Raw genomic sequence first — 16,932 nt, 5'->3', positions numbered from 1 at the left:
CGCCACATAAGGCGCAATCATAGAGAATTTCCCGCCAGCGTGGGTGGCTATGAACTGTAGAAAGCATCTAAAATGAAACTGCAAGATTTTCTCAGCGTTGAAGATGGCGGCTATATTTCCCCTGACCAGGCTGCCGCTCTAAATCGCGACTTATCAGCGAAGACATTATCCGACATTGCCCCCGACGATCGTCAAAACGTACTGGATTATCTTTTGAGGGCAATGGAGGTAAATTCAGTCGATCATGATATTCGCGGAAAAATTGACGCTCTCATCAGCGACCTGCAGAGCTGAAATCCTGCCGGAAGGCGCCCCCCTCGATGGCGGCGTCAATCCTTTGAAAGGCAGGCTTTATACCGATTTCCATGATATCAAGCAGACCGTAATCGTTTGTGCGTTGCGCCTCGTCTTGGAACCAGGTTAGCCAGTCTATGACGCCTTTTTTGCCTTCCAATTTTTCACGCATGGCTTCTACCACTAGCTCAACGCATGCATTTGTAAGATTCGACTTGGCGTCTTCTATTTCTGTCTGCAACGAAGCCTTCTTCTTCCGCAGTGATTTCGCAGCATCGGGCGACAAGGTTTTCAGAAGATTTGAAAGCGCCTCAAAATAGAGCCCCGCGGCATCGAACATGGAAAAAATAATTTTCTGCGCAGACTGGCTCACATCCGGCATGCGATTATTATCACTGATCGATTTTGCCGAAACTGCTTCGGAGCCTCTATATTCGTGTACCTGCGACCTCAGCTCACGCCTATAGTTGTCCAGGAGGCGAAGTGTTGGTCTATTGTGATTTAACTTTGCCACAGCCCAACTACTCCACAAATGATTTCTTAAATCAAAATCCGCTCGATTTCATCTAAGCTTACATCATCACTTCGGCGATCATAAAGCTGCGTGGTCCGTGTAGATGAGTGATTAGCAATATTGGCTGCCTTTTCCAGCGTTCCACCGTTTTTCAGGTAGGCGGTGATACCCGTCGCCCGAAAGGTGTGATTGCACACGGCCGTACTGATGCCTGCCGCGACTGCACGACGCTGGATCATTGCATAAGCGTTAGCCTGGGGCAAAGGATTGCCGGAGAAGTGAGCGGTGCCGCGCCGGATGGTCTGAAACAAGGGCGCTCGGGGCATATCCTGCAGGCCAGCCGCCTCGATAAAGTCGTCCAGGTAGGCTTCAAGCGAATGATGACAGGGCAGTTCAACCTGCTTGCCACCTTTTTCGTGCAACCGAACCCATAACCGGCGGTTCTGGCTGTATACGTCGCGCACCTCCATGCTCGTCGCGGCACCAATGCGGGCGAACGTGTAGGTCATGAGTCCGATCAGGGCGCGATCACGCTTGCCGATCAATGTTTCAGTGGAAATGCTGTCTAGGAGCTGGCGGGCTTCCTCGGCCGAGAGGGCAGGGGTCTTACCGCGTTTACGAGAGTGCTTGGGGCCGCGTACAGAATGGGCGGGATTGGACGCCATAGCCTGTCCGGTGACGAGCCAGTCGAACAGGTGTCGCACCGCCGCCAACCTTTGTTTGACGGTCGGCGCCGAATGCGTGTGCGTCATTTCCTCGACCCAGCCGGCAACATGAATAGGGGTGATCGTGTCGAGCGAGCGAGCGCCTCGCGCATCGCACCAGCTTAAAAATTCTGAAGCAGCTTTGAGGTAAGATCGGCGGGTATTCTGATTACGAATCCGGGCGGTGAAGAATTCAAGGAACCGCATGCGCACCCGCTCTGCGCTCTTCGCAATTGCGACCGGCAATATCTCCGCGTCGGAGGCAATGACGAAGCTCATTGCGCCCGGCCCCAAGTCCAGCACTCCTCACGGCAAGCATGATGAAACACCAGCTCATCCGCAAAGGAGCGACCAATCCGCCGCGAGCCTTCGGCAAAACCGGAAAGGGCATTTTTCTCCAGCTCTCCATCCTGCAGGCCGCTTTGGTTGACGCAGATCGCAGTCAGCAACGGTAATTTTCGCGCATGGCAGATTTCCAGAAGCCGATCCAGATGACCATGTTTTCCGTTCATCTGATGCCGCGCCTTGCTCCACTCGACGCCGCTTGCTTTTGCCAGGTCGCCATAGGTGATGCAGATCCCTGAAATCGCCGCCTGCTTTAGGGCGGAGAGTGATTTCTCAAGATCGAGCCCCTGTCGCTTGCCGGAGCGACGGCCGCGCTCCTCAAGGAGTTCGAAATAAAGGGGAGCGTCTGTCCGGCTCTGCTTTTCAAAGTTTACGATCCACTGATCGATCTCACCATCTGATTTTTTTGAAAAATCGGTCATCCTGCCCCCTAAGCAACTCGAGCAAATTCAAAGCCGTGCAGCTTGAAGTAAGATTGCAGCGTGAGGAGTGTGGTTGTCAAAACTTGACCTAAGCATCCCCTGCAAAGACCCGGCTTTGAGATCAATCTGGCCCGAACTGTAATTGTACGTGAATGTGTATCGGCTGCCGCCAATCGTTACCCAGCATGTCCTCGCCAGATTGCCGTTTCGCTCGTAAACCTCGACTTTATCAACTGCCAGATTCAACCGCGCTCTTACGGCACTCGAAAGAGGCATTATGATCGCAGCGACATTCGGCGCGTGGTGATTGGCCTCGGCAATGACTTTCGTAATGAAATTGTCGATCTCGATATTCGTCCGTAAGTGTCGCGCCATAACCCCTCCCCTATATGTGATAAAGGACATTATCACATATAGGGCATCCCGCAAGATTGCAGTTGTGAATTCGACACAACGGACTATGAAAGACCAACACGGGGACGGGCATGGCAAATACAGCAGTACTGGTGAAACGCTTCGAAGACCTTGAGACGCAGCTCGGAGAAGTCGAAGCGACGAAACGCTATGAGCACTCCGAATATTTCGCCGGCGATCGCGTCGATAGTGAGAAATTGCTCAATTGGCAGGTCAAGGCCCGCCACCTTCTCTCGTTAGCCTGCGGTGCGGACTCGGTTCACCTGAAGGCTTTTCTTAAGTGCGAGGAGCCTCGCGCATATCGCACCAACTACGAGATGACGAAGGAACTGAAAGCCATTTATCTGGCCGCGAAGGAAGACTTCGAGGGCGGGTTTATGACGTCGGTGCGCCAGCTCGTACAAGCAGAGGTTTTCGATACCGAGCTGGACCAGGCACGTGAGCTTCTAGCTGGTGGCTATGCTACGGCCGCAGCCGTAATCACCGGCGTGGTTCTGGAAACAGCCATGCGGGACATGTGTTCAAAGGCTGCGATCGCTCCCGGCAGCTTGAACAAGATGAATGCCGACCTGACCAAGGCCGGGGTCTACAACCTCCTCACACAGAAGCGCATCACCGCCATGGCGGATATCCGCAACAATGCCGCCCACGGCAACCCAGGCCAGTTTCAGCCGCAGGATGTCACCGATATGATTGCCTATGTCGAGAGTTTCCTCGCCCAGTATTTGTGATGTAGGCCGACAAAAGGCTGCGGCACGCCCTCCTTGACAATTTGTTTAGTAGACGCCATATATGGCGTGTCTAAAGCAACGGAGGGCTGCATGCTTACCTATGTTCCTGAAACTTTCTCGTCGCTGTTTAACACGGATCTGGGCCAGCGCCTTTGGGCCTTTCTCAATGACTACGAAACCGTTCTGCGTATGAAGACCGCATCCGATCTCGGCAAACCGGCCGTTGAAGGAGTCGAGGAGTCGTTGCTCCAAAATTTCGAAGCTGACGTCGATACGTTGACCGAGGACCGCTGGAAGCAGATGATTGGCCATATGACCCGTCAGGTGATGGCCGCAGCCGGTTACGTCATCGCCCAGCAGAACGTGAAAGTGAATTCTGCGGTATTTACGCGGGCGACACGCTACGACAAATCCGGCTCGTTCATGTTTCATGCGCACCGCGCCGGAGGGCGAACGATCGCCTTGACCGGAGACCGCGCCGGCACCAACCTTCCCAAGGATCAGAAGTGGTCTTACTGGAAGAGCTTCGAAAGCGGCATTCGTGCCCGCATTGGATTTGGCCTCGAAGACGAGAAAGCCGTCATCGCTGAAATTCAGCAAAAAGGCTATTACATCCACTATCTGCCTCGGTTGTTCCGCGCTGCAAAATAAAAAGTGGAAGCGATCTTGCTAAGATGTACGGCGAGGATGGTTTGGCTTCCGATCCATCCTCTTTTCTGAATAAATAGCGCCGAACCTATATTTTGGGCTGAACACTGCTAGGCGAGCGTCGTAGACCCAGTCCTCTTGGCTGGGCAGCTTTTTCGAATAGGCGCATCAGAACGCCTCCAACTGTTAATCTTCGCCCAAAACTTCTTCGTCCTCACCCTCAGCTAATCCTGATCGAGCAAAAATAGCATTATGCTCTCGTATATCGGCAAAGAAGCCTGGCACGATCCCGATACCAGCCCGTTCGATCGCGTCATCAATGGCAATTATCTGGTTAGAGCACCCCGGCAAAAAGTAATTTCCGATCCGCCCTCTATTATCTTTATACACGTAGTGTTTTTTAAGCTCATCGCGCAATTCAGCACCAAGAATTGCTAGCTCGGATCTCGTCTTGGCAGAAAAAACAGCGGGAGAAATCGGAAAGCTGTCAAGGAGCCACTTTTTCAGATTGAACCCATCAGAGGCGACTGACCACCACCAATAGCCAAGCGAGCTACCAAGCAGCGCAAAAACGATGTTTGCTTCGTCATGTGTCCTAAATCTATATCCCGCAGTTCGAGCTGGAAGCGAGGGTTTGCCGTTCATATCAGTGGTCTGTGGGATGTCTCGCCAAACGGGAAACCAATTATAAGCAGTACCACCGATATACACTGCTGGTTGTGGGAATTTTGGAGCCGCAGCTGCGAGTGTAGAGAACGAAATGGAATCTCTCAGTTCCATGCCAAGAGGTAGCTTGCGCGAGTTTAAATGTTCAAGGGTCTTTGCCTGTGCCTCGCTTCCTAGCTTCGGAACACGGGTGAGCATCTCGCTATCGAACTCAGAATATCCCAGCGTGGAGAAAAGCTGATCGCGCGATTCTGCGTTCCAGCGCTTTAGCGCTGTAGTAGCATTCCGGCGAGGTGACGAGGATTTGGCTCGGGAAAAAAGCGTTATTGAGCACCTGGTCCTAACTTCGTTACCGAACAAGGCACTTGGTATCCGATCGAAATGTGACCATGCAGCGAACGTACCCTCCACACTAAGAATTCTACGCAATTCCAAGAATGGTCTTTTGGTTGAAAACGCAACCGAAAGGGGCAGGATCATACCAAACTGGCCCGAAGACGCCTTCAGAAGCTTCAAGCTTCTTTCAACCACAAGCGTATAAAGATCTTCGTCGCGGCTCCACCGTTCTAACGCGGTACTGAACGTTCGACGCAACAATGGACGATCCAAATCGCGAGGTATCTCTGCATATGGCGGATTACCAATAATTACATCGAAACCGCCCTGATCCATAATCTTGTAGAATTCAAGAAACCAGTGAAACGGCGCGTGCGCCTTCAACCATTTTTCATATCCAATCTGGTCGCCGCTCTTCACCCCTGATTCCGAAGCCAGATTCCGATTAAGATCGTTCTCCAATTTAGCCAACCGGCCTTTGAGATCGGTTTTGTTATCTAAAGGGACCGTACCATCGCCCTGTATTTGTTTGGCTCGAAACGCATCAAAAACATGCTGAAGGTCAGCGGCCTCCTTCGTGACAGTATCGAGAGAATTCTCGAAGTCGAATTTGCTATTTAGAGATTTCTTAACTTCAGACAGCGTCGCATAACCGACCAATGTGTTGCCAGCACGAATGTTAAAATCAATATCAGGGAGGGGTTCGATACCAAGATTCCCGGCTTTCTGGTCGGGGTCTACCTGAGCTGCAAGCTTCAGAAATAGCCGGAGCTTACAAATCTCAACGGCTTCCTCCATGATATCGACGCCGAACAGATTGTTCAGAATGATACTCTTCAGAGTGAAGTAGCGGGCATTGGGATGCCCGTTTACCCTCGCGAGTATAGCCTTGAAATCCTCAAACTTCTTTGGCGCAAACCCCTCATCTAACCGCTCAAGATCGGCGACAAATGCTTCCATTCGCCCGAGGCAGGTCTCGTAAAGCGGTTCTAGAATACTAAGCGCGGCGAATAGGAAAGCACCTGATCCACATGTCGGATCAAGCACAGTTACACTTTCAATCGCCGTCCAGATTGCCCGCAACAGATCCGGGCCTTCACACCGCTCAATTATATCGTGGGCAAATTGCCGAATATCGATGTTGAGGGCTATGAGGTCGTTGATCTCACGGACCTCTCCCGCCTCTAGTTTTGCGCGAGTTTCTGCGTAGCGGATCCGCCGAGCTACTACCTCCCGCCAAATTTCGGTCGGTAAACCAAAGTCCGCTGGTGCAGCACGATTCCACTGGGAGCGTTGTCCGACCTCATTGATACCGGCAGCTATATCGGGAGGGAGCTCGCGCTCAATCCCATGTTTAACGGTGGAGAAAATATATCGGTCTGGATCATCTCTCAGATGATCCCAGATCGTCGGGCCACCCGGGTTATCAAAAGCCACCTGACATTTGCTTTTGGCAGCGTCGAGTAAAAAGGGGATTACTGTGCTCTTAGAGATATACTCAGTAATATCTTCCTTCGTATAATATGCACCCATCTGCTTCTGGTTGATGTATTTTTCAAAGATGTAGCCGAGAACATCTGGATTGATCTCGTCATCATTGCGCAATGGGCGCTCATCAAGGTGCCATTGGTAGCGGTCAAAATATGCGAAGATGCGGATGAAGGCTTCGTCTGGAATCTTGATATCTGGGCAACGTTCTTCAATGGAGTGCTTCTCAAAAAGCCCGCCATTCAGATATGGCACTCGGCCAAGGAGCTTGTCGAGCTCGGGGCTTCTGGTTCTACCCCCTAGTCCTTCATGAAACAGACGCAGAAGAAAGTATCGATAAAACGAATAGAATTTGTCTTGACCGTTTTCTCGTTGGCAACGTGTCAACCTATCACGCAGGTAATCGCGCTCACTATTCAAGAAGCCTTTCCGCTGCATAAAATAGATGAACATCAGTCTGTTAAGCATCAGCGAGGCGTACCATTCCTTATCCGCAACCTCAGTGATGCCGCTGATGAAACCCAAGAAGGCCGTGTGCTCTTTGGTGAACTGATCGTAGAAACGTTTTGTAACGCGTTCGACGTCGAAAGCAGCACGGGCACGGGCCGTGACATCGACCAGCGTAAGGCTACTCTCCTCGGAAAGTGTGAAAGTGATAGCTTCCAGCTTTTGCAAAAAGCCTCGATTACCGGATGACGCATACCAGAAGTGCTCTGGAACCGAGGTTGGCTTTCCGGTTTCTCGACGCGCCCAGCACCATATTTGCTCGGCACGCTTCCCATCGATAAAGATAATTAGATGCTCAAGGGTCGTCTTAGAAACCGAGATTTCGATTTTCTTTCGTGTGGCGCGGTCTGGAATTCGATCCTCGCCTGTGACCCGGCAAACCCAGGCGACCATTCCACGCTTCTCAGCCACGGCCTTGAGATCAAACGTTGTGTTCGAGATTGTAACGGACAGGCCGGCTCCGTGCCGATCCCAGCCGAGTTCCTCGACAAAAAGCTCTTCGAACTTAAATTGCTCAAGTAATTTCTTGGCGCCATCTGCGTTAAAGTTCATCCCCATCCCCTTCATCATGCCGTCAGACGCGCAAGCCCAAGTGAGCAAATAATTTGCGGCTCACCAGAATTTTCCTCATCCTGTATCAAACAAAGCCGATCTTCTTCTCGAAGGGCCAAAACCAGCTCGGCTAATTTATCGTCATTAATGCCCAACTTTAGCTGTCGATTTAAGGTGTCGGTTGCAGATTGGCGAAATGGAAAACGGTATATCTCTTCAATGGCTTTGCCGAGTTCCGGCAAGTCAAAAAGAGATCCCTTTACTTTATCAGCATGACGCTTCAGGCGTTCATAAGTGCGGAACCGAGCACCAGATGGCCGTCCGAGCTGCCCACCAACCTGTTTCTCTTCTGTCGCAATGTGCTCCACGCCCTTGGCAACCATCAGATGGTGCTCTTCCTGCCTGGGTAGGGCGGGCGTATTTGGCTCGCAGGCAGCGACTTTTAAAATCTCAAACTGAGACTGAGTTACACTAATCCCCTCCTGATCAACCCAGGCGAGGGCGTCATTACCTTGCCCTGTCCGCATATATACTAGAGCACCTTGCGGACGGCCGTCCTGAGGAGTGTATGCCTTGGTGGAGTACACAACGGCGGGAAGCTCGGGCACCGATTTTTGCAAACTCGGATTCGCGTCGATCGCATTTTTCCAAATTTGATAGGCGTACGAGGCAAGATCTACCTCTGTATCAGCTTCACCGTCCAAAATGCCTGCGTTCTCATTATAAAGATCGGCCAGCTCTTCGCGCTCACTTTCATCTTCGAAGAACGCTTCATCAGTACCCACGACCTCGGCATTTTCTTTCAACCGCTGACGGACACGTGAACGCAGCTGAATCAAGCGTTCGACTCCATCGGCGGGGAGAAAGGAGTAGCAGAGGATTTTCTCTGCCTTTTGCCCTATGCGGTCGACGCGGCCTGCGCGTTGGATAAGACGAATAATCGCCCAGGGCAGATCGTAGTTCACCAGAATTGCACCATCTTGAAGGTTCTGGCCTTCGCTGAGCACATCGGTAGCGATCAGAATACGCAACTCATCATCAGGTTTGATTGTGCTACGCTTATTGTTACTGCCGGGACTAAACCGCCATGCAAATTCTGTTGGATCCGACGTTTCCCCCGATACTGCAGCGAGTGATTTGAGACCTTTTGCCCTTAACTGGCGCTCAAGATAACGAACCGTGTCGGCAAATTGTGAGAAGATCATAACCTTCTCTCCAGGATGCTTCTTCGTCAACAAATCGGACAGAGCCGCTAACTTAGCGTCTTTTGAAGGATCCCATTGGCCGCAATCGTCAATAATTTTCAAAAGCCGGGCACTATCGGCCACTAAGTCCTTCTTTAACTGAGCAACAAACAAGTCCGGCCGCAGCCACTTGAACCGTTTCTTATATTGGTTCGCATAAAGGCCATACGTTTCCGCTGCGCGCGCCTTAAAGGCTGCCTCGCCGTGCAATTCAAGAATAATAGCGTCCTGAACCTTTTCGTCTTCGCCCTCCGCGAAAAGCTCGGCATCTGCACTCTGATCATCGACATCTTCGTCGTAGTTCGCAGTGTCCAAAAGTCCCGCATCCTGCGTGCCAAGCGGTAGAGGAAGGTTATTATCGATGGCATGCAAGAAGATATAGTTTCGAAGGACGTGTCGCTCTAATGATTGTTGGAACGCCTCGCCACTGCTTTCTAACCGTTTGAACAAGTTAGTACGGCAAAAGCCCATGAGACGTTTGCCTGCACGAGAGAGGTCGTCGAGCTGTTTCGCTTCGTTTGGCGTCGGCGGCTTGTGAGGTTTCGGTGCGACATAATTGCCCAAACCATAGCGTGGTAGATGCATGAGATTTATCGCGTCCACTACTGGCGCGGAATAAAGCTTTGCATACTGATCACCGGCATCTTTATCGTTGATTTTAAGCCGGAGCGTCCGCGGCACCCGCTCCGGAAAGTAGGACCGCGAACCATCTTCGAAAGTCAGAAACTTCCGATTATTCGAAGGGTCGATCTGGGCATAGTTGTCTTGAATAAATGTTCGTGTCCGGCGGACCATGTATAGCCGCATTAACTCCCGCCAGTCATCAGCATGATCGCTCTTTTCAAAAGCAGCGAGAGATCTCACGGGGCACTGATGACGACGAATAAACTCCGTTTCCCCTATGTCTTGTAGCAACCTCTCCGGACGAACACCAATATCCTGCTCTTCAGGAATGAAAAGACGAAGTTGACTTGAGAGGTCTCTGTAAGTTTTATTATACGGCGTTGCAGAAAGTAAAATACAACGACTCTCGTTCTCTCTGAGATACTCTTGAATTGCACGGTATCTTCGCCCCTCATGATTTCGAAGGTTATGGCTTTCATCAATTAATACAACGCGATACCTTCGAAGTTCTGGCAATTCCCGCGTAACTTTCGTTACCGAAAGCACTTTTGCGAGAAGGCGGTATTCGGCGACGTAACCTTCCCACATCTTGACCAGATTCTTGGGGCAAATAATAAGTGTCTCGGTGAAGTGATCATCCTGAAAGATTTTCGCGAGCGCAGTGGCCATCAACGTCTTGCCTAAACCAACGACGTCGCCGATTAGGACTCCGCCGCGTTTGTTCAGGTGATGAGCGGCGATCTTAACCGCAGCTTCCTGATAGGCGAAAAGTCGTTTTCCAAATTCAGGTGGAATTCGAAATTCGTTGAGGCCTGCGCGAGCTTCTTGCGCCAGATGGTAGGCCATTTTGACGTAGATCATATAAGGGTCGATAGTTTCTTCGCGTGCCCAGCTCTCCTCAATGACCTCGATCAGTTCCTGAGTGATATCGATGCACCAGCGGTCCGACCAACGGTCATCAAACCATTTCGCAAGCTTCTCCGTGGCATCATGATCAAGAACATCGACGTTCAACTCACCCTGATTTGAAAGGCCGGAGAGGGTAAGATTGCTGCTACCTAGAAAGCCAGTGATCGGGTTATTTGGGTCTGGCCTGAAAAGTAGATAAAGCTTTGCATGCAATGGATGCTTCAAAAAAAGCCGAACTGTAACTTGCTTTGATTTCAACTGGTTGGCAAGTCGGCGCAAGCCGGCCTCATCGGCATTATTCGGCATGCCTAGAGTCAGCTGAACGCGGAACTCTTCCGCTAGCTTCCTCTTCAATCGGAGCGCTGACTGGTTGTCGAGTTGAAGATCTTCCTTGCCGGTCCCCAGACCGATCCGAAGTTCGTCCTGTGGCAGGCGTTGCATACCAACGAGAAGGCGGCATTGATTGCCCTCTCCACCTGGCCACGCAGAAACTAAATCATCTACAGATTTCCAGCCACGCAAGTTAAAGTAACCTACGCAGAAATCTCCGCGGTCAGATATCGATAGGGTCTTTCGCAATGCCGGCAGAAGGCCTGTTTCAATGTTGTCGAAAATGCGCGGCATTAAGTATCTCCAGCGCTTTCGTCGCGCCCGCTAAGGCCTCTCGTAAGCCTTTCAATTTCATCCTTACGGAAGCGCCATGCACCACCGACCTTAAACCCTGGAATCTTGCCTTCTGCCGCGAGGCGGTAAGCCGTTTTCTCATTTAGCTTCAAGTATTCTGCGATTTCCCGGATCGTTAGAATATCCTCACCCATTGAAATGACCCTTTCGGCAAGGTGCGGTGAGAAAATGCAGGAAAATTGCGGAAACTGCAAGCATAGCTAGAAACACTTCGTGGGTTACCCTCCCAAAAAGCTACAGTCGATTGGCCGCTCCATCAGCTCCCCACCTACCGGCTTAACCCTAGACTCTGCGATCGTGTGAGTTGCTGCTTCAGCGTATGGTCATGGGTCAGCTCGGCAACGCGCGTGCGCTCTACCATGCGGGCGGTCGTCTTGATCTGCTCGGCCTGCTTTGCCAGCTCTGGACGCTTCTCGAGCTCCTTGGCGAAGTTGCGAGGATCGGAATCACCAAACCGCTGCGTGAGCGCATTGGCAACCACTTTAGCCTCCTCGAGCGCAGTCTGACCCTCGGGGGACGAACGCAGCTCCGCGATGAAATGGCCCCGCTTCTCGACCGACGTCTTTTCGATCTGGGCGATGATTTCGGCGCTGCGCGGCGTCAGACCGGGAACCTCGATCACATCACGCTTTTCGCGCTGCCACTCTTCGGATCTTCGCTCCTCGCCAAGCCGGCGCTCCCAAGCTTCGGATACATAACCGATATGGGCGGAAACCGCCCTGGCATAATGCAGCGCCTCTTTCCGCTCCTTGTTGTCCCCGAACATGCCAGACTTGCCGCGTAGCTCCCCGAACCGCTCCGGCTGCTCGGCCATGGCCTTCGCCATGATCTTGCCGTTGCCCTCCTTCTCGGTGATGGCGGTGCGCAACCGGCCAGTCACCTCGGCCGGATCACGGAAGACGTGCCGCGATATAGACTCCACCGTATCGAATCTCTGCTCGATGATGGACATCGCCCTTTCGCGGGCCACATCCTCGATGCTGCGATCGTGGCGGGTGATCGCCAGCACCAACGGCGCTGGCTTGGTCCCCTCCGGCTGCAAGGCATTGCGCTTTTCGCTGGCTGCTGCACGGCCATCACCGGCACCAGCCCGCGAGATGACCTCCGACCAGAGGACGCGACGAGAACCCGCCCTCTCCCCTTCCCAGCCGTCCTGCCGATCGCCATCAGTATTCGGGGTGAGATCATTGCGAGGATCCTCGTTGCGAACAGGGCCGGCCAGATCGCCGGCACGTTCCTCGTAAATATGCTTGCGCTCTGATGGCCGGTCCTGCTGCTCCCGTTCCGGATGGGTCGCACGAGACGAAACCTCCCGCGCCAGCTTTGGGGTGGGAGCAAGTTCGATCTCGCTTCTGAGCCCGAACTGTTCCGCAATCCCGCGCCGCTCGGCAAAGTCGCTGATGTAATCCAGCGTGGTTTCCTTCGTGCCGGAACGCGACAAGCGGCTTTCGAGCTGCTGCCAGGCTAGCTCGCCACCCTCCACGACACGCCACGAATTGCGCTCGGTCTGCGTGCCGTCTGGAAGCGTAACAGGAGTGGCCCCCTCATGCTGCAGGCCGATCCTGTCTCCGATCGCGGGCGAGGCTTCCTGCAGGGCGCGCTTGAGATCGACGCCCCACACCGTGCGCTGATCGCCCTTGTCGTTTTCCAGCGTCACGAAATAGCTCTCGCGCGCTTCCGGATTATGCTCATAGGGCGCAGCGCCATGATCAACCAACCGGCCCGCATTGGTGAACTCGTCTTGCGCCGCATAGAGCTGCGCCCCGTCGCGATGCCTGGTCATGGCGACATAAGTCAGGTGCCGGTCCATGGTGGTGGATGCCAGCACAAAGGCGCGATCGACCGTCGCGCCCTGATTTTTATGGATCGTCGTCGCATAGCCGTGGTCGATCGCCTGATAGCTGTCCGTGGGAATGCTGACGCTATCCCCGCCTCGGCCGTCGAGCTGCGCAATGATCCTGCCAGCTTCGACATGCTCGACGGTGCCAAGCATGCCGTTCTTAACGCCGAGATCGCGGCTGTTCTCAAGGAACACGATCCGGTCACCGGGGGCGAAGTCACGCTTGCCCTCATTGGTCTGAAACGTGAGCTCTCCACCCTCCTCGCCACGCCCCAGCCGATCGCTGTCCTGAAGCTCGGCACGAATGCCCTGGTTCAACGCCCGCACATCGGCACGCCGATGCGCCATGGCAACACGCGTACCGTCCGGACGCTCATCACGGTCGGCAAGATAATCCCTCACGATTGCGGCTCGCGCCTCATCCTGGCTGGCCGCAAAATGAATATCACCATGATCCCTATACGCAGCAAGGCCCTCGGCCGTCTTGTGGGTCGCGAAGGAAACCGACGCCTCCCGCTGCCAATCCTGACGCTGACGGCGAATGTCGGAAAGCTCGGCATGGCCGATCTGCTCGGCAATAGCCCGGAATGGTGCGCCGGCTCCGATCGCCTGGAGCTGTTCATGGTCGCCAACCAGAACGATCTTCGCGCCGCGTTGCTCGGCCTCTCCGATGAAGCGGGCGAGCTGTCGGCTTCCCACCATGCCGGCCTCGTCGATGACGAACACGTCGCCGCGGCCGATCGTACCCCGATCATTGTCCCAACCACGGGACCATGACGCCAAGGTGCGGCTCTGGATGCCGGAGCTTTCCTCCAAGCCCTCCGCCGCCTTCCCGGAAAGCGCAGCGCCGTGAACCTGATAGCCCTGCGCCTCCCATGCCTCACGCGCCGCAGCTAACATGGTGGACTTGCCAGCACCGGCGAACCCGACCACGGCGGCGATACGTTCAGGCCCTGCAACATGCTCAATCGCGTGACGCTGTTCGTCGGACAATCCTGCTGAAAGATCGCCAGAGCTTTTTCGGATCGCTGCATCCTGGCGCTCCATTGCGCGGCCAACATGCCGCCGATCGACACCATGGCTCTGCGCTTGATGCAGTCGCTCTGCCGATCGCGCCATGCCGAATTCCAGATCGACCATTTCCCGCGTCGAATAGCGCGCCTTCGACACCTCGCCCGTCTCCTGATCGACGCGCTCGGCTTGAAGCTCCACCAGCGCCGGCGAAGCCAACACCGACGCAAAGGCATTCTGGAATGTCTGCGCATCATCGTTGATATAGCGATGCAGCGCCCGCGCAATGTCGTGCGGGTCAAACACGCTTTTCTCATTGCTGATTAGCGTCAGAACCTGTTCCGGTTTTTCGCGGATCAGCTCGGCATTGCGCTGCGCCGCCTCGTCGTCCAGCCGCGTCCGCTCGACCGTCATCCCCTGCCGCTGCATCTGCGAGGCATGCACGCCCATATGCTCGGTGGGTGAAAGCTCAATGCCACGCTCCACATGTGATCGATGATCGATGCGAATATCTAGGCCCTCACGCTGAAGCTGGCTGTTGGCGATGCTCTCCCATGATTGCCTTATATCGCGAAGCTGCATGTCGGTCGTCGCCATGCCATCCGACAACAGCCGTGCGTTCTTGTGCTCAAGATACGTCTTCTCACCCAGGCCGGCTTCGCCAACCTGCCGCGTCGTCATCATCACATGAGCATGGTAATTCCGGATGTCGCCCTGCTCATGCGGCGCATGGATCGCAAAATCCACCGCTGCACCATAGCGGTTCGCCAAATCCTGAGCGAACGTTCGCGCAACCTCCAATCGCCCATCCGCCGATAGTTCATGCGGAAGCGCAATCTCGAATTCGCGAGCGACACGAGCGTCTTTGCGCTTCTCCGCAAATTCAGCTGCATTCCACAAGGCCGAACGATCCAGAGCCCAATCGGCCGAAACGGCTTCCGGCAACACAATCTCGGTATGCTTCACGCCTTCTTTTCGAGTGAAGTCATGAACAAGGCCATCGCGCTCATTGGTAATGCGAACGGCACAACGATAAGCCGCCGAGGCCACAGCGCTGCGGCCGGATGACCGCGAGATAGGCTTTGCGCTGAGATGGTAGATTGCCAAACGGTATTCTCCAAACTTATCGAACGATACCAAGCACTGACTTGCGCAGCAAGTCGTAAGTGCGCCCTTGTAACCTCGATCGCTTCGCTTACTCGGCCGCGGTACAGCACTTTTGGTCACCTACAGTGGAGGGAATCTGGTCCGTGAATTTTGCCAATGTGAAGCACATAATACAGATCAAGATAACCTGGAATTGCACATTTTCTCTTGAGGCACTCGCGGAATTGGATATTCTTGCGGGCAAATCGGGGGTGAACGGATGCGAAGAATAGTTCATGACGAGGCTGGAGATCGGGCGGGAACGCTAGCACTGATCATCGACGGCGATAACGCAACACCGAAGATCGTCAACGGCCTTCTTGCCGAAATAGCCAATTACGGCACAGCCAGCGTCAAGCGCGTCTACGGTGACTGGACCAAACCCAACCTCAATGGCTGGAAGGAATGCCTGCTCGAACATTCGATCCAACCGGTTCAGCAGTTCGCCTATACAACAGGAAAGAATGCCACCGATGGCGCGATGATCATCGACGCCATGGATCTGCTTTATACCGGACGCTTCGATGGCTTCTGCATTGTCTCCAGCGACAGTGATTTTGCGCGTCTAGCTGCGAGGATCCGCGAACAGGGTGTGACGGTGTATGGGTTTGGGGAACGCAAGACCCCTCGCCCGTTCATCACCGCCTGCGACAAGTTCGTCTATTTCGACGTGCTCAATGCGTCGGTCGAAGACCTGGCAACTGCCGAACCCGCACCAACGCCTGGACGAGCGGCAGTGACGAAAGCGGCCGCGAAGGAAATCCCGGTCCCAGCGACAAGGCCGGCGCCGACAACGCCGGTCGAACCGGCGGCGCCCCAGAAAAGCAAAATCGACAAGGCCCTGATTGGCATGCTGACCAAAGCCGTCATCGCCACCGCCGACGAAGATGGCTGGGTCAATCTCGGTGCTGTCGGTAGTCATGTTGCAAAGCAGTCCCCCGAATTCGATTCCAGAAACTATGGCTTTGCACGCCTCAGCGATCTCGTCGAAGCAACGGGAAAATTCGACATCGACCGCTCCGGCAAGACGCAGAAAGGCGTCCTCATCCATCTCAAGCCAGCATCCAACGCGACGAAAAAGTGAAAGGAACATCCCGATGGTACGCAAGAGCATCGAGGAACGCCTCGCCCAGATCGAGGCCCAGCGCAAAACCCTCAAAGCCCGTCTCGGCAAACAGGAGCGCAAGGACGATACTCGGCGCAAGGTTCTGCTTGGCGCGCTGGTGCTGCATCGCCTCGGCGAGGATCGTGATGGCGAATTCTCGAAACGCCTCGGTGAATGGCTGCGCCGCGAACTGCCTGGTTTCCTCACCCGCGATGCCGACAAGGAGCTGTTTGCCGATCTGCTCAAGGCCTCAACAGAGGATTCCCAGGCATGACGGGATCAAAGGCTGAGAGACTTGGACAAGAGATCAAAGCGCGCGGCCTGGTCGAAACTCTGGAAGCTGGAAACAGCAAACCCGTCTTTCGTAGACCGGGATTTGCCGGCGTTCAGGATTTTGCCGCGCTGGAGGGTGCTCTTGCCTCCGGTATCCGAAGAGAGCGGAAGGCCGCCGGTCTTTCCCGCGAAACGCTGGCCGGCATGGTCGGAATCGCCGAACAGGTTTATGGACGCTATGAGCGTGCTACATCCCACTTGACCGCGACACGGTTGATCCATCTGTGTGAGCTGCTGGCCATTGAGCCAATCAGGCTGCTCCACGATGCCGCGCCTCACCTTTGGGGCGATACAAAAGAAGAAGCGTAAGCGCCGTCTCCGCCCCATTGGATTGGCTGTATTTTGAGGCTTGCTGCGTGTGCGAGAAGGTTTCCAGGACTATCTGGAGATTTGCATGGCAGATGATGGATTTGTT

The 16,932-nt window shown here is 54.1% G+C and carries 14 protein-coding genes; 6 read left to right on the top strand and 8 right to left on the bottom strand.

The features are described from left to right. Positions 1-72: 72 nt before the first annotated feature. Positions 73-294, top strand: a complete 222-nt coding sequence (locus tag EXN68_RS26950; protein WP_142843668.1) for a hypothetical protein — start codon at positions 73-75, stop codon at positions 292-294. Here EXN68_RS26950 and EXN68_RS26945 read toward each other — a convergent pair. The 4 genes from EXN68_RS26945 to EXN68_RS26930 all read right to left on the bottom strand — a co-directional run bounded on the left by EXN68_RS26945 (position 275) and on the right by EXN68_RS26930 (position 2,654). Continuing rightward, positions 275-676, bottom strand: a complete 402-nt coding sequence (locus EXN68_RS26945; protein WP_142843667.1) for a hypothetical protein — start codon at positions 674-676, stop codon at positions 275-277. The genes EXN68_RS26950 and EXN68_RS26945 overlap by 20 nt on opposite strands. Before the next feature lie 158 nt (positions 677-834). Continuing rightward, positions 835-1,791: a tyrosine-type recombinase/integrase gene (locus tag EXN68_RS26940; protein WP_142843666.1), complete on the bottom strand. Its 957-nt coding sequence runs from the start codon at positions 1,789-1,791 to the stop codon at positions 835-837. Then, on the bottom strand, positions 1,788-2,279 hold the full coding sequence (locus tag EXN68_RS26935) for a hypothetical protein (protein WP_142843665.1): 492 nt from the start codon (positions 2,277-2,279) through the stop codon (positions 1,788-1,790). The genes EXN68_RS26940 and EXN68_RS26935 overlap by 4 nt, the downstream gene beginning before the upstream one ends. A 27-nt stretch (positions 2,280-2,306) precedes the next feature. Further along, positions 2,307-2,654, bottom strand: a complete 348-nt coding sequence (locus tag EXN68_RS26930; protein ID WP_142843664.1) for a hypothetical protein — start codon at positions 2,652-2,654, stop codon at positions 2,307-2,309. Positions 2,655-2,764: 110 nt separating this feature from the next. On the opposite strand from EXN68_RS26930, the gene EXN68_RS26925 reads away from it, so the two are divergent. Together EXN68_RS26925 and EXN68_RS26920 are read left to right on the top strand one after the other, a co-directional pair. Further along, complete coding sequence (locus EXN68_RS26925; RefSeq protein ID WP_142843663.1) at positions 2,765-3,424, top strand: DUF4145 domain-containing protein; 660 nt, start codon at positions 2,765-2,767, stop codon at positions 3,422-3,424. Positions 3,425-3,514: 90 nt separating this feature from the next. Then, positions 3,515-4,075 carry a hypothetical protein gene (locus EXN68_RS26920; RefSeq protein WP_142843662.1) on the top strand — a complete coding sequence of 187 codons (561 nt, stop codon included), beginning with the start codon at positions 3,515-3,517 and terminating at the stop codon, positions 4,073-4,075. A 183-nt stretch (positions 4,076-4,258) separates the two neighbouring features. Here the strand turns inward: EXN68_RS26920 and EXN68_RS26915 are convergent, their stop codons facing one another. From EXN68_RS26915 to traA, 4 genes are all read right to left on the bottom strand, one after another. Next, positions 4,259-7,621, bottom strand: coding sequence for an Eco57I restriction-modification methylase domain-containing protein (locus EXN68_RS26915; RefSeq protein WP_142843661.1), 3,363 nt, complete (start codon positions 7,619-7,621; stop codon positions 4,259-4,261). A 14-nt stretch (positions 7,622-7,635) separates the two neighbouring features. After that, the gene (locus tag EXN68_RS26910) at positions 7,636-11,022 is read right to left on the bottom strand and encodes a helicase-related protein (RefSeq protein ID WP_142843660.1); all 3,387 of its coding nucleotides are present in this window, start codon (positions 11,020-11,022) and stop codon (positions 7,636-7,638) included. Continuing rightward, positions 11,022-11,216, bottom strand: coding sequence for a helix-turn-helix domain-containing protein (locus EXN68_RS26905; RefSeq protein ID WP_142843659.1), 195 nt, complete (start codon positions 11,214-11,216; stop codon positions 11,022-11,024). The genes EXN68_RS26910 and EXN68_RS26905 overlap by 1 nt, the downstream gene beginning before the upstream one ends. A gap of 134 nt (positions 11,217-11,350) precedes the next feature. Beyond that, the gene (gene traA / locus EXN68_RS26900) at positions 11,351-15,040 is read right to left on the bottom strand and encodes a Ti-type conjugative transfer relaxase TraA (RefSeq protein WP_142843658.1); all 3,690 of its coding nucleotides are present in this window, start codon (positions 15,038-15,040) and stop codon (positions 11,351-11,353) included. A 259-nt stretch (positions 15,041-15,299) separates the two neighbouring features. Between traA and EXN68_RS26895 the strand changes: the two genes are divergently transcribed. From EXN68_RS26895 to EXN68_RS28235, 3 genes are read left to right on the top strand one after another with little or no spacing between them, the layout of a single operon-like run. After that, positions 15,300-16,163, top strand: coding sequence for an NYN domain-containing protein (locus EXN68_RS26895; protein WP_142843657.1), 864 nt, complete (start codon positions 15,300-15,302; stop codon positions 16,161-16,163). A gap of 13 nt (positions 16,164-16,176) precedes the next feature. Next, positions 16,177-16,458, top strand: a complete 282-nt coding sequence (locus EXN68_RS26890) for a mobilization protein (RefSeq protein ID WP_142843656.1) — start codon at positions 16,177-16,179, stop codon at positions 16,456-16,458. Next, positions 16,359-16,826 carry a helix-turn-helix domain-containing protein gene (locus tag EXN68_RS28235; protein ID WP_142843655.1) on the top strand — a complete coding sequence of 156 codons (468 nt, stop codon included), beginning with the start codon at positions 16,359-16,361 and terminating at the stop codon, positions 16,824-16,826. The genes EXN68_RS26890 and EXN68_RS28235 overlap by 100 nt, the downstream gene beginning before the upstream one ends. Positions 16,827-16,932 lie beyond the last annotated feature (106 nt).

The organism is Martinezella rhizogenes (genome assembly GCF_007002745.1).
Taxonomy (GTDB): Bacteria; Pseudomonadota; Alphaproteobacteria; order Rhizobiales; family Rhizobiaceae; genus Agrobacterium; species Agrobacterium cucumeris.
Note: the sequence above shows the minus strand (reverse complement) of the source record. Positions and strands in the feature narration are given on the sequence as shown.